This is a genomic window from Pseudomonas sp. Tof1 (genome assembly GCF_055390395.1).
This window is the reverse complement of record NZ_AP024344.1, coordinates 5,004,962-5,022,339: the sequence shown is the minus strand read 5'-3', so window position 1 is coordinate 5,022,339 and position 17,378 is coordinate 5,004,962. Positions and strand designations below refer to the sequence as shown.

The following is a 17,378-nucleotide window of genomic DNA, read 5'->3' as shown; positions in this document are numbered from 1 at the left end:
CTACCCACCCAGCAATCGGGCCTCGCAGGCCTCGATGGCTGCCAGCGGCCCGGACACCCGCACGGTGTCGCCGGCCTGCAGCGTGGTATCGGCATCGACTGCCAGTTCGCTGCCGCCGCGCTGCAATCCCTGAATCTCGACCCCCAGCTGTTCAAGGGCCAGGTCATTGACCGAGCGGCCGCAGGCATGGGCGTCGGCCCCGAGGTTCACCGCATGCATCAGTACCCTGGGCTGGCCCTGGCTGCCCAGCAGGTTGGTCTGCGCCCCGTGGTAGAAACCGCGCAGCAGCTTGTAGCGACTGTGCCGTACTTCGTTGATTCCGGCCCGTACCCGCTGCTCCTCGACCCCGAGCATCACCAGTGCATGGGAGGCGAGCATCAGGCTCGACTCCAGCAACTCCGGCACCACCTCGCTGGCGCCCGCCTCTTTCAACTCGGTGAGCTGGCTGTCATCGCGGGTCCGGACCAGGATCGGGACCGTGGCGCTGAGCCGGCGGGCCTCCCTGAGCACCTGCATGGCGATATCGGTCTTGTCCACCGCGACCACCAGCAGGCGTGCCCGCTCCAGGCCCACGGCGCTCAGCAGGTCGCCACGGCGTGAGTCGCCGTAGTGCACGCAGCTTTCGCCGGCGGCGGCTTCGCTCACCCGCACCGGATCGTCGTCGAGCGCGACGAAGGGCTGCTGCTCGCGGCGCAGGAAGCGGCCGATGGACTGGCCGACACGGCCGTAGCCGCAGATCACCACATGCCCGTGCAATTCGGCGTTCAGCGCACTGATTTCCTCCAGGCGGGCTTCCTGGTTCGGCTTGCGATGCAGCGTGGCGGCGATCCGTGGCGCGGCGCGCAGCAGCAAGGGGGTCATGACCATGGAGCAGAAGGTTGCCGCCAGCAACGGACCGCTGATATCGGCGGGCATCAACCGGTTCTGTTGCATCTGGGCCATCAGGGCGAAACAGAACTCGCCGCCCTGGGCCAGGGCCAGGCCGCTGCGCCAGGCGGTTTCCGCATCGCTGCCGCGACCCCTGACCAGCAGCGCCACCACCGAGCCCTTGATCAGCAGCAGGGCCAGGGTCAGGCCGAGGATCAGCAGGCCATGATGGGCGAACAGTTGCAGATCGATCAGCATGCCGATACTGACGAAGAACAGGCCGAGCAGGATGTCGCGAAACGGGCGGATATCGGCCTCGATCTGATGGCGATAGTGGCTTTCCCCCAGCAGCATGCCGGCGAGAAAAGCGCCCAGGGCGGGCGACAGGCCCAGCAGGTGGGTCAGCCAGGCGGTCAGCAGCACGATCACCAGGGCCAGCAGTACGAACAGTTCCGCCGAGTGCGAGGCGGCGACCTCATGGAACAACCGTGGCAGCAGCCAGCGGCTGGCCAGCAGCAGGCCGACGAACAGCACCAGGGTCTTGCCCAGGGTGAGTGGCAGCGCCCAGTACCAGGCCTGGTCGCTGCTGCCGGCGAACACCGGGACCAGCGTCAGCAGCAGGACCGCGATGACATCCTGGAACAGCAGCACGCCAATCGCGTTCTGGCCATGGCTGCTGAAGATCTCCCCGAGGCTGGTCAACTCCTTGCTGACGATGGCGGTCGAGGACAGGGCCAGCCCCGTCCCAAGCATCAGCGCCGCCGCCAGCGGCATGCCGAAGAATGCCAGCAGCGCGCCCAGCACCGCCCCGGTGCAGACCACCTGCAGGCTGCCCAGGCCGAAGACCACACGCCGCAGGGCGAGCATCTTCGACAGGGAAAACTCCAGGCCCAGGGAGAACAGCAGGAACACCACGCCCAGCTCGGCCAGGTCCGGCAGCGCTTCGTTGTCGTTGACCCAGTCGAAGGCGGTCGGCCCCACCAGCAGCCCGACGCACAGGTAACCCAGCACCGGTGGCAACTGCAGGCGCCGGAACAGCGCAATCACCACCAGTGACGAGGCGAGAATGATCAACAGATTGGCAAACACAAGCATCTCCGCAACGGTTCGGAAAAATGGCCCGGAAAAAGTAACCGGAAAAAAGCCGTCAGTTTCTCGCAGATGATCGAAACCAGGGTTGATGGAAATCATCCGCCAGTGGCAATGTCTCATATCCGGCACGGTTCGCTATGCTCAATCTCGGAATGCCGGAGCACAGGCGTGACAACGGAGAGAAGCATGGAGCGGCTGTATTCGCTGCAGGGCCTTAGAGGGGCGGCAGTGGTTGGGGTAGTGCTGTTTCACATGGCGGCGGTGGAGCTCAAGTACTCTGGCGGCGATACCCTGCTGCCGGCGCTGGTGGATTTCTTCCAGCTGGGCGTCGACCTGTTCTTCGTCATCAGCGGTTTCGTCATGGTGATCGTCACCCGTGGCCGCTTCCAGGACAAGGCGCAGTTCCAGCGCTTCCTGTTCAACCGCGTGTCGCGGATCTACCCCAACTACTGGCTGTATTTCTTCATCACCCTGGCGGTGTATCTGGCCTCGCCGACGCTGGTCAACAGCTCCCACGGCGGTTCCAACCTGCTGATGTCATTCCTGTTGCTGCCCAACGAGCGCGTGCTGCTGGTGATGGTGGCCTGGTCACTGGTGTTCGAGCTGTGGTTCTACCTGGTGTTCAGCGGGCTGCTGGCCTTTCGCGAACGCTGGTTGCCAGCTCTGTTGCTGGCTTGGGCGCTGGCACTGCTGGTGTTCAACCTGCTCGGTTCCTGGCAGGCCCATGGACCGGCCCTGAAAATCATCCTGCACCCCTATGCCCTGGAGTTCATCGTCGGCAGCGCGCTGGCGCTGTTCTTCTACGGGCCGCACAGCGCAAGGGTGCCGACGCCGGCGCTCTGGCTGCTGTTCGCGGCCAGCCTGCTGCTGGGCTTTCCGCTGATCTATCACTACCAGTTGTTCCAGCAGGAAGGGCTGTTGCGGATGCTCTCGGTGGGCCTGGTGTTCGGTGCCCTGACCCTGTCGCTGGTGCTGCTCGAACGGCGCCAACTGATCCGTATCCCGACGCCGCTGGTGTTCACCGGTGACATGTCCTACACGATTTATCTGTCGCATCTGCTGGTACTGGGCGTGCTCGGTCGGACCTGGCTGGTGATCGGCAACTGGCCAGGCAGCCTGCTGGACAACCTGCTGTTCCTGCTACTGATGCTGGCGGCGGTGTTGTGCTACGGCTGGGTCGGCTACTCGCTTTTCGAGAAACCGGTGCTCGATCGGGCGACCCGCTACTGCAACCGCCGGTTTCGCCGCGCCTCGTCGCGCAAGCCGTCCGATTCCTTGCCGGAAAGCAGGTGAGTGCCGATGTCCAAAGTCCTCAACGGTAACCTGGATGCTCTGAAGGTTGTGCTGGCGGTGTTCGTGGTGGTGTTGCACTGTCATTTCATGGGCGGCAACTACACGGCGATGGGCTACCTGCTGTGCAACGGGCTGTTCCGGGTCGCGGTGCCGACCTTCTTCGTGATCAACGGCTACTACCTGTGGAAAACCCTGGATTCCGGCCACTCGTTCGCCGTCTGGTTCAGGCGCGGGCTGCTGCTGTATCTCTTCTGGATGCTGGTCTACAGCCCGACCTATGTCAGTCTCCAGGCACTGGGCAGCGTCGGTGGGGTGCTGTGGATCGTCAAGCAGTTCGTGATCGGCTACTTCCACCTCTGGTACCTGCTCGGCATGCTCGGCGGCGGCCTGATCCTGTACCTGCTGCGCGGACGCCCGACCGGGCTGCTGGTGGTCCTGGCGCTGGGTGCCTTCACGATCGGCCTGGTGCTGCAATATGCCCGGGTCTATTTCGAGCTGCCCAACGCCTTTCTCCAGCACTTCAACCAGAACGACTACACCGCGCGCAATTTCCTGTTCATGGGCTTCCCGTTCATGGCGCTGGGCTTTCTATTGGCCCGGCACCAGGTGCCGGAGCGGGTTACCCGGGCGCAAGTGTGCACGGCCCTGGTGATCAGCCTGCTGCTGGTGTTCGGCGAAGCCTGGCTGAACTATTCGCACCAGGCCGATGCCCGGCAGAACTTCGACTTCCTGCTGTCATTGCCGCTGATCACGCCGGCGCTGTTCCTGCTGCCCTTCGTGTTTTTCCGCCCCTCCACCAGCAGCCGCAACGCCAAGCTGTCCTCGGCGCTCTACTACGTGCATCCGCTGTTTCTCTATGGGGCATTGGCGCTGGGCATCCCCTACGGAAACGGGATGACCGCCATCGTGCTGCTGCTGGCGCTTGCCGCCGCGCCGCTGCTGATCCTGCTCAGCCGCCGGCTGCGCTTCGTGCTCTGAGCGTCGGCTCGACGCAGGCGGGGGGGCGGCCTAGAATGAGGTTTTCCCCTGCCCAGGACCCCTCGCCATGCTGCCTGAATGCCAACTCTTCGGCACCTTGGGTTGCCACCTCTGCGAAGTCGCCGAAGCGGTGCTGATGCCGCTGGTGGAGCACGGCCTGCTGGTGGAACTGGTGGATATCGCCGACGACGAGTCCCTGTTCGAGCGCTACGGCCTGCGGATTCCGGTATTGCGCCGGGTGGATACCGGTGCCGAACTCGGCTGGCCCTTCGATGCCGAACAGGTCGTGGCCTTCGTGCGCTGAGCGCGCCTGCCAGAGCCTTTCCCGGCCCTTCTGTTTCATCAGATTACCCTGGCTTGCACCTGGAAAACGGCTGTGCTTACGTCCAGGCATGACGTTTTGACGCAGCACGCATGCGTGGTGCAGGGAGGAAGTGAAATGAAAGGGAGACAAGTGTTGCTGGTCAACCAACTGGGGGACGCAAGTTTCTCGCGATGTTGGTGGTTGGTATGAGCACCGCGACCCTGACATGGTATGGAAAGATTGATGGCGCAACCTATGCCATGGTGATCCTCGGTACGGTGGGCTCGTTCATCGGCGGCAACGTCTATGGCAAGGTCCACCCCAGGGAGTCATGACCGCTCGTGCGGCAGGAATCCGTTGGCGAATTGCGTAAAATTAAGTTACTGTATATTCATACAGTTTTGTCCCGGTGTTGGTGACAGGATGTCCACCACGACATGCGCACCCGGGGATGAAACCAGGAAGATCAAGAGGGTAAAGCATGGTCAATGTCGAACAATTGAAATCCAGCGTCAATCGCATGTCCGCCGATGTGGTGCGCGAGGCGGTGCTGGAGTTGCGACTCGATGGGCTGGTGACAGAAGGCAAGACACCGTTCAACAAGCTGCATTTCAACACCTGTTTCGCGGAAATCGAGGCACTGTTCCAGCGCGCGGGTTATCACCGCCAGCTGGATGTGGTGGGCTATCAGGGGCTGCTCTACGCGCTCTACGACCCGGGGCGCTGGGAAGCGGTGGATGTACTGCGCTGGCTGAAGGACTACACCGAGGCGGCCAGTGGCTCGCCACTGCTCAAGAGCCAGGTGGCGGCCGGTTGAGGCCAACCGGCACGATCGATTGACGGGGCGGCGGGGTCTTGCCGGATAATGTCGGCCCAGCCCGCCGTTCGAGCCCCCGTCATGTCCGCTTCACTGTTCAATGCCGCCGAAAACCAGGCCAGCACCCTGTATTTGCCACCGGGTAGCTGGCCTACCGTGCTGGACTGCCTGTGCGGGCATTTCCCGGCCATCGGTCGCGAGCAGTGGCTCGACCGGATCGCCCGCGGGCGGGTGCTCGATGCCCAGGGTGTGCCGATCACGACACAACTGGCCTATCGCGAAGGGCTGCAGATCTACTACTTTCGCGAGGTGCCGAACGAGGCAGCGATTCCGGTCACGGAGGCGATTCTGTATGCCGACGAGCACCTGGTGGTGGCGGACAAGCCACATTTCCTGCCGGTGACCCCGGCTGGCGGGTACGTCGAGCAGACCTTGCTGCGCCGGTTGATCCGCCGTCTGGACAACCCTCACCTGGTGCCCCTTCACCGCATCGATCGGCATACCGCCGGGCTGGTGCTGTTTTCGGCGAACCCCGCGACACGCTCGGCCTATCAGTCGCTGTTTCCGACCCGGCAGATCGACAAGTTCTACGAGGCGATCGCCCCGGCCCTGCCTGGGCTGGACTTCCCGCGGGTGCACAAGAGCCGGCTGGTCGATGGCGAGCCGTTCTTCCGCATGTGCGAAGGCGAGGGCGCCAGCAATACCGAGACGCTGATCGAGGTCGCCGAAAAGAACGGTGACCTGTGGCGCTACGCCCTGTCCCCGGTGACCGGCAAGAAGCATCAGTTGCGCGTGCACATGGCCGCCCTGGGCGCGGCGATCTGCAATGACCCGTTTTATCCACAGGTGCTCAAGGACGTCGAGGACGACTACGCCAACCCGCTCAAGCTGCTGGCCAAGGGGCTGCGTTTCGTCGATCCGGTGACGGGGCAGGTGCGTCGGTTCCAGAGCGAAATCACCCTGCACTGGTAGCCCTGAACATCCGGCTCGTCATGGCGTGGGCCGCGTTGACCACCGCCCGCAGGCCGAGCAGGTAGCTGTCGACCCCGAAGCCGCAGATCTGCCCCATGCTCACGTCGGCCAGCACCGAGGGCTGGTGCAGGGTCTCGCGTCCATGGATGTTCGACATGTGCAGTTCCACCACCGGCACCCTCAGGTCGGCCAGGGCATCGCGAATATCGTAGCTGCTGTGGGTCCAGGCCCCGGGGTTGATCAGCACCGCGTCCACATGGTCGCGGGCAGCCTGCTGGATCCGTGCGCACATCGCTCCTTCGTGGTTGGTCTGGTAGCTGGTGATGTCGACTTCCAGTTCCCTGGCCAGTTTCAGCAAACGGGCGTCGATCTGCCTGAGCGTGATACCGCCATGGCGGATCGGTGCGCGTTTGCCGAACAGGTCGTGATTGATGCCATGGAGCATGAGCACTTTCATGATTCGTCTTCCGCAAGCTGGCTGGCCCCGATAGGGGGGACACCTACAGAATAGGCTTGGGCGGCGGATCGTGCCGGGTGGCGGCTTTCTGGTCGTCGGAAACGACAAAGCCCGCACGCGGCGGGCTTTGCTGGTGATCGTGAAAGGGCTTACAGCTCCTTGACGGTACGCACCTGGTCCTTGTTGATACGGGTGTTCTTGCCGTCCAGTTGCTTGAACTCGTAGAAGCCCGAGTCGGAATCGTACTTGGGAGTGTCCACCGCCTGAATCTCACGCCCGTCGTTCAGGGTGATCACCGTCGGCGTCGAGCAACCGGCGAGGGTGGCCAGGCCCACAGTCAGCATGAGTGCGGCGAGGGTCCGTTGGGTCATGGTGCTTCTCCAGAAAAAATACGGATGGATTACTGCTAGGACGCCATTATTTTCGGCAAGTTCCTTGCGGCTGTCCATCGAGCCTGCTGTCGCAATGCTGAAGCAATTGCGGAGTGTTGAGGTTGGCAAGCCTGGCGTCGCCTGCCGGGCACTGCAGGGCCTGGGCCTGCAACGGCAGCATGACCTGTCGCGGGCTGCGCTCGCCTGCCGCCCAGGCGCGTTCGAAGGCGTCGGCCAGCGCCACCGGGATCACGCAGAACAGCGGTTCCCAGTATTCGCCCTGGCGCACCATCAGCGGCCGCTGTGGGTGCTCGCCGGCCACCTCGAGCATGCTCTGCAGCAGTGACCGATCGACCTGTGGCACATCGCAGGGCAGCACCAGCAGATGCGGGTGACGTGCCACCGCCAGGCCGGCGCGAATCCCGGCCAGGGGCCCGGGGAAATCGCTGCTGTCGTCGCTGACCAGGCGATCGGCATAGACCGCATAGCGTTCCTGGTTACGGTTGCAGGAAATGATCAGGTCGTCGGTCAGTGGCCGCGCCGTGGCATGCAGATGGGCGATCAATGGCTGGCCTCGCCAGGGCAGCAGGCCCTTGTCCCGGCCGCCCATGCGTTGGCCGCGGCCGCCGGCCAGGAGCAGGATGGAGAAGTCGGTCAGCGGCATGGCGGGTCTCGAAGGCGATGGTCGTGCCACTCAAGGAGCGCACTTGTAACAGGCAACGCTGTGATATAACACCGGCCTGTTTTTCCGACAACGCATTCTTCCATCACATTGGACCGAGCCTATGAAAGCCAAGGCTGATACCCCTTTTGTACCGCTGAATATCGCGGTCCTGACTGTCAGTGATACCCGTACCCTGGAAACCGACACCTCCGGGCAGGTCTTCGTCGATCGCCTGACTGCCGCCGGTCACCACCTGGCCGAGCGGGTGCTGCTCAAGGACGACCTGTATCGGATCCGTGCCCAGGTCGCTACCTGGATTGCCGAGGAGGTGGTCCAGGTCGTGCTGATCACCGGCGGCACCGGCTTCACCGGCCGTGACAGTACCCCGGAGGCGGTAACCTGCCTGCTGGACAAGCAGGTCGACGGTTTCGGCGAATTGTTCCGGCAGATTTCCGTGGCCGATATCGGCACCTCCACCGTGCAGTCGCGGGCCCTGGCCGGCCTGGCCAACGGCACGCTGGTCTGCTGCCTGCCGGGTTCGACCAACGCGGTGCGCACCGGCTGGGACGGCATCCTCGCCGAACAGCTGGACTCGCGTCACCGCCCCTGCAACTTCGTTCCACACCTGAAACAGGCGGCGCCTTGTGAATCCCGCGGGTAAGCCGGGCAAGAGCGGTGCGCTGATGCCGGTCGAAGTCGCCTTGGCCCGGCTGCTCGAACTGGCCGAGGCGGAGCCGATCCGCGAGGTCGAGCGCCTGCCGCTGGCGGCTGTCGAGGGTCGGGTGCTGGCCGAGGACCTGGTCTCCAGCCTCGATCTGCCGCCCTGGCCGAACAGTGCCATGGATGGTTATGCGCTGCGCCTGGCCGACTGGCAGGGCGAGCCGTTGCCTGTCAGCCAGCGGATTTTCGCCGGGCAGGCCCCGCAGCCGCTGCTGCCTGGCACCTGTGCACGGATCTTCACCGGCGCGCCGGTGCCGGCCGGCGCCGACTGCGTGGAAATGCAGGAAAACGCCGAGGTGCAGGACGATCAGCGGGTACGTTTCACCCAGCCACTCAAGCCACAGCAGAACATTCGGCCCCAGGGCCAGGAAACCACGGTCGGCGAACGGGTCTTGTCGGCGGGCACTCGCCTGGGGCCGGTGGAGCAGGGGCTGGCGGCCTCACTCGGCTGTGCCGAACTGGCGGTGATCCGCCCGGTGCGCGTCGCGGTGCTGTCGACCGGTGATGAACTGGTCGAGCCGGGCCAGCCGCTGGGGGCAGGGCAGATCTACAACAGCAATCGGGTCCTGCTCTGCAGCTGGCTCAAGCGGCTGGGTTGCACCGTGGTCGATGCCGGAATCCTGCCAGACGATCTGCCGGCCACCCGCCAGCGCCTGGCGGAGCTGGGGGATGTCGACCTGATCCTGTCCACCGGCGGCGTGTCGGTCGGTGAAGCGGACTTCCTCGGCATCGCCTTGCGCGAGGCCGGCGAACTGGACCTGTGGAAACTGGCGATCAAGCCGGGCAAGCCGCTGACCTTCGGGCATTTTCGCGGGGTGCCGGTGATCGGCCTGCCGGGTAACCCGGCGTCGACCCTGGTGACCTTTGCGCTGCTGGCGCGCCCCTACCTGCTGCGCCGCCAGGGTGTGCAGGAGGTCGAGCCGTTGCGCTTGCGGGTGCCGGCCGGGTTCGCCTGGCCCAAGCCCGGCAATCGCCGCGAATACCTGCGTGCACGGCTGGAGAAGGGCCGGGCGATCATCTACCGCAACCAGAGCTCCGGTGTCCTGCGCAGTGCGGCGTGGGCCGAAGGGCTGGTGGAAGTGTTGGAGGGGACCACGCTGGTGGAGGGCGATTGGCTGAACTTCATTCCCCTGAGTGAAGTGCTCGGCTGACAGTCGCCAAGCGCTTCGCGGGCAAGCCACGCTCCTACAGGCCCAAGCCGGGCATCAGACTTGCGTACGACTCGGGCCTGTAGGAGCGTGGCTTGCCCGCGAAAGCATCCTCAATATCACCGCATGCAAGGGACTTGAAAACCAAGCAAGCGCTAGGTAAGTTCTCTGGGTCTTCCCAGGGAGCTTGCCCATGTCTGCCTTTCAGGAATACTTCAACCCCGGCCATCAACTGATACGCGACAGCGTCAGGCGTTTCGTCGAGCGGGAAATTCTTCCGGACATCGAGCAATGGGAAGAAGCCGAAGGCTTCCCCCGCGAGCTTTACCTCAAGGCTGGTGCCGCCGGTATCCTCGGTATCGGTTATCCCGAGGTGCTGGGCGGCAGCCATGAAGGCGATCTGTTCGCCAAGGTCGCGGCCAGCGAGGAACTGATGCGCTGCGGCTCCGGCGGCCTGGTGGCGGGCCTCGGCTCCCTGGATATCGGCCTGCCCCCCATCGTCAAATGGGCGCGACCGGAGGTGCGTGAGCGGGTGGTGCCGGCCGTGCTGGCCGGCGAGAAGATCAGTGCCCTGGCAGTGACCGAGCCGGGCGGCGGATCGGATGTCGCCAACCTGCAGACCCGTGCCGTGCGCGATGGCGACTGTTACCGCGTCAGCGGCAGCAAGACCTTCATCACCAGCGGCGTGCGCGCCGACTATTACACCGTGGCGGTACGCACCGGCGAGCCGGGTTTTGGTGGTATCAGCCTGTTGCTGGTCGAGAAGGGCACACCGGGTTTCACCGTCGGCCGGCCGTTGAAGAAGATGGGCTGGTGGGCGTCGGATACCGCCGAACTGTTCTTCGACGATTGCCGGGTACCGCTGGGCAACCTGATCGGTGCCGAGAACATGGGGTTTGCCTGCATCATGGGCAACTTCCAGAACGAACGCCTGGCACTGGCGATCATGGCCAACATGACCGCCCAGCTGGCGTTGGAGGAAAGCCTGAAATGGGCGCGAGCACGCGAAGCCTTCGGCAAACCCATCGGCAAGTTCCAGGTGATCCGGCACCGCCTGGCCGAGATGGCGACGGCACTGGAGGTATCACGGGAATTCACCTATCGCCAGGCGGCGAAGATGGCGGCAGGGCAGAGCGTGGTCAAGGAGGTGTCGATGGCGAAGAACTTCGCCACCGATACCGCCGAACGGATCACCCACGATGCGGTGCAGATCCTCGGGGGCCTCGGCTATATGCGCGAGAGCCTGGTGGAGCGGTTGTACCGCGACAACCGCATCCTCTCCATCGGCGGCGGTACCCGCGAAGTGATGAACGAGATCATCGGCAAGCAGATGGGGCTCTGAGCCCACCGGCCGTTACTTTTCCGCCAGCGAGAATTGGGTCAGGCAGTAGGTCGGCACGTTCATGTCGTTCAGCCGCCGGGAGCCGCCCAGCTCCGGCAGATCGATGATCGCGGCGGCCTCGAAGACCTTGGCGCCCATGCGCCGGACCAGGTTGGCGGCGGCGATCAGGGTGCCGCCGGTGGCGATCAGGTCATCGAAGATCAGCACCGAATCGCCTTCGCACAGGCTGTCGGCATGCACTTCGAGGAAGGCCTCGCCGTATTCGGTCTGGTAGCCCTCGGACAGGACATCCGCTGGCAACTTGCCCTGCTTGCGGAACAGGATCAGCGGCTTGTTCAACTGGTGGGCGATGATCGAGCCGATCAGGAAGCCGCGGGCGTCCATCGCGCCGATGTGGCTGAAGTCGGCTTCGACATAACGGTGGATGAAGCTGTCGGCCACCAGCCGGACCGCCCGTGGCGACTGGAACAGTGGCGTGATGTCGCGGAAAATCACGCCCGGTTTCGGGAAATCGATAACCGGGCGGATCAGGGATTTGATGTCGAAGGTGTCGAAAGCCATCGTCGCAGGTTTCCTGGAGAGCGGTAGGTGCCCAGTATACCTGCGACGGTGCCCAGTGGCCTGTGCGAATTGGTCAGGCCGGCCGCCGGATCAGCTTTCCAGCGAACCGCCGGCGAGGGCACAGAGCTGGATCGGGTCGAGGATGTGCACTTCCTTGCCTTCGGCGGCGATCAGTTCGCTGCCCTGGAAGCGGGTGAACACCCGCGAGACGGTTTCCACCGCAAGGCCCAGGTAGTTGCCGATCTCGTTGCGCGACATGCTCAGGCGGAACTGGTTGGCGGAGAACCCGCGGGCGCGGAAACGGGCCGAAAGGTTGACCAGGAACGTGGCGATCCGCTCGTCGGCGGTCTTTTTCGACAATAGCAGCATCATCTGCTGGTCGTCGCGGATCTCCCGGCTCATCACCCGCATCAGTTGGCGGCGCAACTGCGGCAGTTGCAGGGCCAGTTCGTCCAGGCGCTCGAAGGGAATCTCGCACACCGAAGTGGTTTCCAGGGCCTGGGCCGATACCGGGTAGGTCTCGGTGTCCATCCCCGACAGCCCGACCAGTTCGCTGGGCAGGTGGAAACCGGTGATCTGTTCCTCGCCGCCGTCGCTCAGGCTGAAGGTCTTCAGTGCGCCGGAGCGCACGGCGTAGACGGAGCCGAAGGTATCGCCCTGGCGAAAGAGGAATTCCCCTTTCTTCAGCGGGCGGCCGCGTTTGACGATTTCGTCCAGCGCATCCATGTCCTCCAGATTCAATGAAAGTGGCAGGCAGAGAGGGGCCAGGCTGCAATCCTTGCAGTTGGCCTGGCTGTGGGCGCGCAGCTTCACGGGCTCGGACATTTCTTGAATCCTTGTGGGAAATCACACATAAGCCGTAAGGGTACCCCAGCAGGGCTTGTTCAGGCCAGCCTGCGCCAAAATGGCGCACCCCTACGAAAGTGTAATTTTCAGATCACCCGGGAGAAGCGCTGGCGATTCTGCTGTTCCAGGTAGGCATCGAATACCATGCACACCGAGCGTACCAGCAGGCGCCCGGCGGGCAGAACGGTGAGCCGCTCGTTGTCCAGCTCGATCAGGCCATCGTCGGCCATGCCCATCAGGCGTGGCCAGAGTTCGGCGAAGTAGCCGCGGAAGTCGAGGGTGAACTGCTGCTCGATCCGGGCGAACTCCAGGCTGAAGTTGCAGATGATCTGCTGGATCACTTCCCGGCGCAGCCGGTCGTCGGCGTTGCACAGCAGGCCGCGACTGGTGGCCAGTTGCGCGCTGGCCAGGGTGTTCTGGTACTGGTTCAGGTCGCTGCTGTTCTGGCAGTACAGGTCGCCGATCTGGCTGATGGCCGACACGCCCAAGCCGATCAGGTCGCAGTGGCCATGGGTGGTGTAGCCCTGGAAGTTGCGCTGCAGGGTGGACTCTTCCTGGGCGATCGCCAGTTCGTCGTCCGGCAGGGCGAAGTGATCCATGCCGATGTAGCGATAGCCGGCGGCGGTCAATTGCTCGATGGTGCGATGGAGCATTTCCAGCTTGTCGGCCGGAGCCGGCAGCTCATGGCTGTTGATCCGCCGCTGGGGCAGGAAGCGCTCGGGCAGGTGGGCATAGTTGAACACCGAAAGGCGGTCCGGCTGCAGGTTGATCACTTCGTCCACGGTGCGGGCGAAATGTTCCGGGGTCTGCTTGGGCAGGCCGTAGATCAGGTCGATATTGATCGAGCGGAATTGCAGGGTCCGCGCCGCCTCGATCACCGCACGGGTTTCATCCAGGCTCTGCAGGCGATTGACCGCCCGCTGCACGCTCGGGTCGAGGTCCTGCAGGCCGATGCTGATCCGGTTGAAGCCCAGCTCGCGCAACAGGCCCATGGTCGACCAGTCGGCTTCCCGCGGGTCGATCTCGATGCCGTAGTCGCCGGAGTCGTCATCCAGCAGGTTGAAGTGCTGGCGCAGCCTGGCCATCAATTGGCGCAGTTCGTCATGGCTGAGAAAGGTCGGCGTGCCACCGCCGAAGTGCAACTGCTCGACTTTCTGGTTCGGGTCCAGATGGCAGGCCACCAGCTGGATTTCCTGCTCCAGGCGCTGCAGGTAGGGCTGGGCGCGGCCGCGGTCCTTGGTGATGACCTTGTTGCAGGCGCAGTAGTAGCAGATGTTCGCGCAGAACGGCACATGCACATACAGCGACAGCGGCCGCGAGGCCTTGCGGCTGTCGCGCAGGGCGTGCAACAGGTCGAAGGTGCCGACCTGGCTGTTGAATTGTACGGCGGTGGGGTAGGAGGTGTAACGCGGTCCCGCAAGGTCGTAACGGCGAATAAGATCAGAGTCCCAACGAATGGCGTCGAGCATGCGGGCGTTCCCCCGGATTGGCTGCAATGCCCGGAGTCTAGGGGGATCGCGACGCAGGCATGTTGATTTGTATCAAGGGTCTCGGAGCCGCTCAGTGCCCCATCAACCAGTGCTGGTGCGGTCCCGGCAGGGTCCACAGGCCGAACAGCATCACCAGCAGGCCGCCGCCCAGGCGTACACCGCGTTTGCGCAACAGCGCCGTGACCCGTTCCGCCGCCAGCCCGGTCGCCAGCAGCACCGGCCAGGTGCCCAGGCCGAAGGCGAGCATCAGCAGCGCGCTGTCCAGCGCGTTGCCGCGGCTCGCCGCCCACAGCAGCGTGCTGTAGACCAGGCCACACGGCAGCCAGCCCCAGAGCGTACCCAGCAGCAGCGCACGGGGCAGGCTCGACACCGGCAGCAGGCGATTGGCAACCGGTTGGATATGCCGCCACAGACCGCGGCCGAGAGCTTCGATGCGGGTCAGGCCACTCCACCAGCCGGCCAGGTACAGGCCCATGCCGATCAGCAGCAGGCCAGCCACGACCCGCAACGCCGCCGCCGCCGGGCTGCTGGCCACCGCCCAGCCGGCCAGCCCGGTGAGCAGGCCGGCCGCTCCGTAGCTGAGCCCCCGCCCGAGGTTGTAGGCCAGCAGCAGGCGCAGGCGTCGCGCCCGTTGTTCGCGGGGGATCGCCAGGGTCAGGGCGCCCATCAGGCCGCCGCACATGCCCAGGCAATGACCGCCGCCGAGCAGGCCGAGGATCACCGCGGAAACCAGCAGTGGCACCAGTTCAGGCATGGGGCGGCGTCCGCCGATCGCGCTCGTTGCCCGTACCGTCGGCCTCGTCGATGGCGGCCTTGTGGTTCGGGTCCTGGTCGTCGAACAGGATGCTGTGGGCCGGGCCGTCGAGGTCGTCGTACTGGCCGCTGTCCACCGCCCAGAAGAAAATGTAGACGGCGATGGCGACGATCAGCAGTGCCGCCGGGATCATCACGTAGAGTGCTGGCATCTTTACTCCAGGCCCGCCCGGTTCAGGCCGGTTGCGGGCGGGTTTCGTTCAGGACGTGGTCGCCCTGCGGGCCGGGCAGGCGAGTCAGGCGCAAGGCGTTCAGCACCACCGTCAACGAGCTGATGGACATACCGACCGCCGCCCATATCGGCGTGATCCAGCCGAGGGCGGCGAACGGCAACATGAGGCCATTGTACAGTGCCGCCCAGGCCAGGTTCTCGATGATCACCCGACGGGTCCGGCGGGCCAGGTCGAAGGCCTGCACCAGGGCGTCGAGGCGGTTGGACAGCAGCACGGCGTCGGCACTGGTCTTGGCCAGGTCGGTGGCCGAGCCCATGGCGACGCTGATGTCGGCCGCGGCCAGCACCGGCACGTCGTTGACCCCGTCCCCCAGCATCAGCACCTTGCGGCCCTGCTGCTGCAATTGCCTGAGCACCTGCAACTTGTCATCCGGGCTCAGCCCGCCACGGGCCTCGTCGATCCCCAGTTGCGCAGCCACGTCGGTGACCATCGGCGAACTGTCGCCGGATAGCAGCAGGGTGCGCCAGCCACGGGCACGGCAGGCCGCGAGCAGGTCCGGGGCATCGCCGCGCAGCCGGTCGTCGAGGACGAACCAGGCCAGCGCGCCCTGGCGGTCGCCGAGCAGCAGCCACTGTCCGCTGGCATCCGGCGCTGTCGGCAGGGCGCAGCCGCTGAGTTCACAGACGAACTGCGCCTGGCCGATCCGCAACCACTGCGCGCCGACCCGGCCTTCCAGGCCGCGTCCGGGTGTACTCAGGACGTCTTCGGCGGCTTGCGGGGCACGGCCGAAGGCCCTGGCGATCGGGTGCTCGGAGCGGTTCTCCAGCGCCGCGGCCAAGGCCAGGCAGCGTTCGCTGTCCAGCGCTCCCAGCGGGTGGATGGCGCGCAGCGCCAGGCGGCCTTCGGTGAGGGTGCCGGTCTTGTCGAAAATCACCGTGTCGATCTGGTTCAGCCCTTCGAGCACATGCCCGCGGGTCAGCAGCAGGCCGAGCTTGTGCAGGGTGCCGGTGGCCGCGGTGAGGGCGGTCGGGGTGGCCAGCGACAGGGCGCAGGGGCAGGTCGCCACCAGCATCGCCAGGACGATCCAGAACGCCCGCTGTGGCTCGACCTGCCACCAGAGCAGGCCGATGGCCACGGCGGCGATCAGCGACAGCAGCAGGAACCATTGCGAGGCGCGGTCGGCGATCTCCGCCAGGTGCGGCTTCTCGCTCTGGGCCCGTTCCAGCAGGCGGACGATGGCCGACAGGCGAGTGTCCTGGCCGAGGGCGAGGATCTCGACCGTCAGGGCGCCTTCGACGTTCAGCGTGCCGGCGGTGACCGCCTCGCCCGGGCCACGCGGTTGCGGCAGGTATTCGCCGGTCAGCAGCGATTCGTCGATGCTCGACTGGCCCTGGAGAATCCGGCCGTCCGCGGGTAGCACGGCACCGGGATGCACCAGCACCTGGTCACCCAGGCGCAGTTCATCGAGCAGGATGCGTTCGCTCTGGCCGTCCGCCTGCAGGCGCAGGCAGGACGCCGGCAGCAGGTTGACCAGTTGCGCGGTGGCCGCCGCCGTGCGCTCGCGGGCGCGTCGTTCCAGATAGCGGCCGGCCAGCAGAAACAGGGCGAACATGCCCACCGCATCGAAGTACAGCTCGCCGACGCCGCTGATCGAGGTCCAGATCCCGGCGCAGTAGGCGCTGCCGATCGCCAGCGAGACCGAGACGTCCATGGTCAGGTGGCGGGTACGCAGGTCGCGCAGGGCGCCGCGAAAGAACGGCGCGCAACTGTAGAAGACGATCGGGGTGGTCAGGAACAGCGCGACCCAGCGCAGGATGACATGCAGCTCCGGGCTCAGGTCGATATTGAATTCCGGCCAGGTGGCCATGGTCGCCATCATCGCCTGGAACCACAGCAGGCCGGCCACGCCCAGCTGGCGCAGGGACTTGCGGTTCTCGGCGGCCAACTGTTCGCTGGCGCGGTCGGGTCGATAGGGGTGGGCGGCGTAGCCGATCTGCCGCAGTTCGGCCAGCAGGCTGCTCAGCGGCAGTTGGCTGTCGGCCCAGCTGACCTGCAAGCGGTGATTGGACAGGTTCAGCCGCGCCTCGGCCACCGCCGGCAGGTTGCGCAGGTGCCTTTCGATCAGCCAGCCGCAGGCCGCGCAACTGATGCCTTCGATCAGCAGGGTGGTTTCGGCCAGTTCGCCGTCGTGACGGACGAAGGGCTGCTGCACATCGGCACGGTCGTACAGCGCCAGTTCATCCGGCAGTTGCACCGGCAGGACGTCGGGGTTGGCGGAGGTCTCGCTGCGATGGCTGTAGTAGTGCTCCAGGCCGCCGGCGACGATGGCCTCGGCCACGGCCTGGCAGCCCGGGCAGCAGAACTCGCGGGTCTCGCCCAGCACTGCGGCGGTGAAGCGGCTGCCCGAGGGGACGGGCAGGGCGCAGTGGTAACAGGGGAGTGGGGTGGTCATAAGTGATGTGGGTCGATC

Annotated in this window: 19 protein-coding genes; 9 read left to right on the top strand and 10 right to left on the bottom strand. The window is 65.2% G+C overall.

Going from position 1 to position 17,378, the window contains the following annotated elements:
- The gene (locus ACZ5KU_RS22365) at positions 1 to 1,956 is read right to left on the bottom strand and encodes a monovalent cation:proton antiporter family protein (protein ID WP_054058812.1); all 1,956 of its coding nucleotides are present in this window, start codon (positions 1,954 to 1,956) and stop codon (positions 1 to 3) included.
- A 189-nt stretch (positions 1,957 to 2,145) separates the two neighbouring features.
- Between ACZ5KU_RS22365 and ACZ5KU_RS22360 the strand changes: the two genes are divergently transcribed.
- From ACZ5KU_RS22360 to ACZ5KU_RS22335, 6 genes are all read left to right on the top strand, one after another.
- Positions 2,146 to 3,252 carry an acyltransferase family protein gene (locus ACZ5KU_RS22360; protein WP_464736291.1) on the top strand — a complete coding sequence of 369 codons (1,107 nt, stop codon included), beginning with the start codon at positions 2,146 to 2,148 and terminating at the stop codon, positions 3,250 to 3,252.
- A 6-nt stretch (positions 3,253 to 3,258) separates the two neighbouring features.
- Positions 3,259 to 4,230, top strand: a complete 972-nt coding sequence (locus tag ACZ5KU_RS22355; RefSeq protein ID WP_054058830.1) for an acyltransferase family protein — start codon at positions 3,259 to 3,261, stop codon at positions 4,228 to 4,230.
- A gap of 67 nt (positions 4,231 to 4,297) precedes the next feature.
- Positions 4,298 to 4,534 (top strand): glutaredoxin family protein, encoded by a 237-nt coding sequence (locus ACZ5KU_RS22350; protein ID WP_054058810.1) that lies wholly within the window; start codon positions 4,298 to 4,300, stop codon positions 4,532 to 4,534.
- A gap of 206 nt (positions 4,535 to 4,740) precedes the next feature.
- The gene (locus ACZ5KU_RS22345; RefSeq protein ID WP_464736290.1) at positions 4,741 to 4,869 is read left to right on the top strand and encodes a hypothetical protein; all 129 of its coding nucleotides are present in this window, start codon (positions 4,741 to 4,743) and stop codon (positions 4,867 to 4,869) included.
- Between the two features lie 146 nt (positions 4,870 to 5,015).
- Positions 5,016 to 5,351 (top strand): hypothetical protein, encoded by a 336-nt coding sequence (locus ACZ5KU_RS22340; RefSeq protein ID WP_054058809.1) that lies wholly within the window; start codon positions 5,016 to 5,018, stop codon positions 5,349 to 5,351.
- Between the two features lie 81 nt (positions 5,352 to 5,432).
- On the top strand, positions 5,433 to 6,323 hold the full coding sequence (locus ACZ5KU_RS22335; RefSeq protein ID WP_464736289.1) for a pseudouridine synthase: 891 nt from the start codon (positions 5,433 to 5,435) through the stop codon (positions 6,321 to 6,323).
- Here ACZ5KU_RS22335 and ACZ5KU_RS22330 read toward each other — a convergent pair.
- The 3 genes from ACZ5KU_RS22330 to mobA all read right to left on the bottom strand — a co-directional run bounded on the left by ACZ5KU_RS22330 (position 6,307) and on the right by mobA (position 7,815).
- On the bottom strand, positions 6,307 to 6,780 hold the full coding sequence (locus ACZ5KU_RS22330; protein ID WP_054058807.1) for a type II 3-dehydroquinate dehydratase: 474 nt from the start codon (positions 6,778 to 6,780) through the stop codon (positions 6,307 to 6,309). The genes ACZ5KU_RS22335 and ACZ5KU_RS22330 overlap by 17 nt on opposite strands.
- Before the next feature lie 149 nt (positions 6,781 to 6,929).
- Positions 6,930 to 7,151 (bottom strand): YgdI/YgdR family lipoprotein, encoded by a 222-nt coding sequence (locus tag ACZ5KU_RS22325; protein ID WP_054058806.1) that lies wholly within the window; start codon positions 7,149 to 7,151, stop codon positions 6,930 to 6,932.
- A 46-nt stretch (positions 7,152 to 7,197) separates the two neighbouring features.
- Complete coding sequence (mobA, locus tag ACZ5KU_RS22320) at positions 7,198 to 7,815, bottom strand: molybdenum cofactor guanylyltransferase MobA (protein WP_054062893.1); 618 nt, start codon at positions 7,813 to 7,815, stop codon at positions 7,198 to 7,200.
- A gap of 121 nt (positions 7,816 to 7,936) precedes the next feature.
- Between mobA and moaB the strand changes: the two genes are divergently transcribed.
- The 3 genes from moaB (at position 7,937) to ACZ5KU_RS22305 (ending at position 11,025) form a co-directional block, all read left to right on the top strand.
- Positions 7,937 to 8,476 carry a molybdenum cofactor biosynthesis protein B gene (gene moaB / locus ACZ5KU_RS22315; protein ID WP_054058804.1) on the top strand — a complete coding sequence of 180 codons (540 nt, stop codon included), beginning with the start codon at positions 7,937 to 7,939 and terminating at the stop codon, positions 8,474 to 8,476.
- A gap of 22 nt (positions 8,477 to 8,498) precedes the next feature.
- Positions 8,499 to 9,686, top strand: a complete 1,188-nt coding sequence (locus ACZ5KU_RS22310; RefSeq protein ID WP_464737431.1) for a molybdopterin molybdotransferase MoeA — start codon at positions 8,499 to 8,501, stop codon at positions 9,684 to 9,686.
- Between the two features lie 190 nt (positions 9,687 to 9,876).
- Positions 9,877 to 11,025, top strand: a complete 1,149-nt coding sequence (locus ACZ5KU_RS22305) for an acyl-CoA dehydrogenase family protein (protein WP_054061461.1) — start codon at positions 9,877 to 9,879, stop codon at positions 11,023 to 11,025.
- A 12-nt stretch (positions 11,026 to 11,037) separates the two neighbouring features.
- On the opposite strand, the gene ACZ5KU_RS22300 is transcribed toward ACZ5KU_RS22305, so the two are convergent.
- The 6 genes from ACZ5KU_RS22300 to ACZ5KU_RS22275 form a co-directional block, all read right to left on the bottom strand.
- A complete protein-coding gene (locus ACZ5KU_RS22300; protein ID WP_054061460.1) occupies positions 11,038 to 11,586 on the bottom strand; it encodes an adenine phosphoribosyltransferase in 549 nt (182 codons plus the stop codon).
- A gap of 90 nt (positions 11,587 to 11,676) precedes the next feature.
- Positions 11,677 to 12,411, bottom strand: a complete 735-nt coding sequence (gene fnr / locus ACZ5KU_RS22295) for a fumarate/nitrate reduction transcriptional regulator Fnr (protein WP_054061459.1) — start codon at positions 12,409 to 12,411, stop codon at positions 11,677 to 11,679.
- Between the two features lie 107 nt (positions 12,412 to 12,518).
- Positions 12,519 to 13,901 (bottom strand): oxygen-independent coproporphyrinogen III oxidase, encoded by a 1,383-nt coding sequence (gene hemN, locus ACZ5KU_RS22290; protein ID WP_054061458.1) that lies wholly within the window; start codon positions 13,899 to 13,901, stop codon positions 12,519 to 12,521.
- A 91-nt stretch (positions 13,902 to 13,992) separates the two neighbouring features.
- Positions 13,993 to 14,676, bottom strand: coding sequence for a sulfite exporter TauE/SafE family protein (locus ACZ5KU_RS22285; RefSeq protein ID WP_464736288.1), 684 nt, complete (start codon positions 14,674 to 14,676; stop codon positions 13,993 to 13,995).
- On the bottom strand, positions 14,669 to 14,887 hold the full coding sequence (ccoS, locus tag ACZ5KU_RS22280; RefSeq protein WP_054061543.1) for a cbb3-type cytochrome oxidase assembly protein CcoS: 219 nt from the start codon (positions 14,885 to 14,887) through the stop codon (positions 14,669 to 14,671). The genes ACZ5KU_RS22285 and ccoS overlap by 8 nt, the downstream gene beginning before the upstream one ends.
- 22 nt (positions 14,888 to 14,909) lie before the next feature.
- Positions 14,910 to 17,360 (bottom strand): heavy metal translocating P-type ATPase, encoded by a 2,451-nt coding sequence (locus tag ACZ5KU_RS22275; RefSeq protein WP_464736287.1) that lies wholly within the window; start codon positions 17,358 to 17,360, stop codon positions 14,910 to 14,912.
- Between the last annotated feature and the right edge of the window lie 18 nt (positions 17,361 to 17,378).

What these genes read in the sequence shown, in the direction of transcription:
- ACZ5KU_RS22360 (WP_464736291.1), top strand. Translation starts at nt 2,146, where the DNA reads ATGGAGCGGCTGTATTCGCTGCAGGGCCTTAGAGGGGCGGCAGTGGTT.
- ACZ5KU_RS22355 (WP_054058830.1), top strand. Translation starts at nt 3,259, where the DNA reads ATGTCCAAAGTCCTCAACGGTAACCTGGATGCTCTGAAGGTTGTGCTG.
- ACZ5KU_RS22350 (WP_054058810.1), top strand. Translation starts at nt 4,298, where the DNA reads ATGCTGCCTGAATGCCAACTCTTCGGCACCTTGGGTTGCCACCTCTGC.
- ACZ5KU_RS22345 (WP_464736290.1), top strand. Translation starts at nt 4,741, where the DNA reads ATGAGCACCGCGACCCTGACATGGTATGGAAAGATTGATGGCGCAACC.
- ACZ5KU_RS22340 (WP_054058809.1), top strand. Translation starts at nt 5,016, where the DNA reads ATGGTCAATGTCGAACAATTGAAATCCAGCGTCAATCGCATGTCCGCC.
- ACZ5KU_RS22335 (WP_464736289.1), top strand. Translation starts at nt 5,433, where the DNA reads ATGTCCGCTTCACTGTTCAATGCCGCCGAAAACCAGGCCAGCACCCTG.
- ACZ5KU_RS22330 (WP_054058807.1), bottom strand. Translation starts at nt 6,780, where the DNA reads ATGAAAGTGCTCATGCTCCATGGCATCAATCACGACCTGTTCGGCAAA.
- ACZ5KU_RS22325 (WP_054058806.1), bottom strand. Translation starts at nt 7,151, where the DNA reads ATGACCCAACGGACCCTCGCCGCACTCATGCTGACTGTGGGCCTGGCC.
- mobA (WP_054062893.1), bottom strand. Translation starts at nt 7,815, where the DNA reads ATGCCGCTGACCGACTTCTCCATCCTGCTCCTGGCCGGCGGCCGCGGC.
- moaB (WP_054058804.1), top strand. Translation starts at nt 7,937, where the DNA reads ATGAAAGCCAAGGCTGATACCCCTTTTGTACCGCTGAATATCGCGGTC.
- ACZ5KU_RS22310 (WP_464737431.1), top strand. Translation starts at nt 8,499, where the DNA reads ATGCCGGTCGAAGTCGCCTTGGCCCGGCTGCTCGAACTGGCCGAGGCG.
- ACZ5KU_RS22305 (WP_054061461.1), top strand. Translation starts at nt 9,877, where the DNA reads ATGTCTGCCTTTCAGGAATACTTCAACCCCGGCCATCAACTGATACGC.
- ACZ5KU_RS22300 (WP_054061460.1), bottom strand. Translation starts at nt 11,586, where the DNA reads ATGGCTTTCGACACCTTCGACATCAAATCCCTGATCCGCCCGGTTATC.
- fnr (WP_054061459.1), bottom strand. Translation starts at nt 12,411, where the DNA reads ATGTCCGAGCCCGTGAAGCTGCGCGCCCACAGCCAGGCCAACTGCAAG.
- hemN (WP_054061458.1), bottom strand. Translation starts at nt 13,901, where the DNA reads ATGCTCGACGCCATTCGTTGGGACTCTGATCTTATTCGCCGTTACGAC.
- ACZ5KU_RS22285 (WP_464736288.1), bottom strand. Translation starts at nt 14,676, where the DNA reads ATGCCTGAACTGGTGCCACTGCTGGTTTCCGCGGTGATCCTCGGCCTG.
- ccoS (WP_054061543.1), bottom strand. Translation starts at nt 14,887, where the DNA reads ATGCCAGCACTCTACGTGATGATCCCGGCGGCACTGCTGATCGTCGCC.
- ACZ5KU_RS22275 (WP_464736287.1), bottom strand. Translation starts at nt 17,360, where the DNA reads ATGACCACCCCACTCCCCTGTTACCACTGCGCCCTGCCCGTCCCCTCG.